2 pseudogenes are annotated in these 240 nt (G+C 50.0%); one reads left to right on the top strand and one right to left on the bottom strand.

Annotation, left to right across the window (positions count from 1 at the left end):
* Nucleotides 1–119, bottom strand: a pseudogene (locus FDX24_RS23685) (type IV pili twitching motility protein PilT); the annotation flags it as partial.
* On the opposite strand from FDX24_RS23685, the pseudogene FDX24_RS10005 reads away from it, so the two are divergent.
* Nucleotides 92–240: pseudogene (locus tag FDX24_RS10005) on the top strand (YggS family pyridoxal phosphate enzyme); the annotation flags it as partial. The pseudogenes FDX24_RS23685 and FDX24_RS10005 sit on opposite strands and share 28 nt — an antisense overlap.

Below are 240 nucleotides of genomic sequence, written 5' to 3'. Positions count from 1 at the left end.
GGCCATGCATTGCACAGGTGTAGATCCGACACGTTATGCTTTACACTAAGGGCTACTATTTCTTCCATATTCATATGAACATCCTCGGAAAATGAACGATATCGCGCATAACCTGGCACATGTCCGGGACAAAATCTCAGCCGCCGCGACGCGTTGCGGGCGGTCTTCAGAAGAAGTTATGTTGCTTGCAGTCAGCAAAATCAAACCTGCGAGCGCCATCGAAGAAGCCATTACCGCAGG

Origin of the sequence: Citrobacter sp. wls716 (assembly GCF_005280975.1) — a bacterium.
GTDB lineage: Bacteria > Pseudomonadota > Gammaproteobacteria > Enterobacterales > Enterobacteriaceae > Citrobacter > Citrobacter youngae.
Note: the sequence above shows the minus strand (reverse complement) of the source record. Positions and strands in the feature narration are given on the sequence as shown.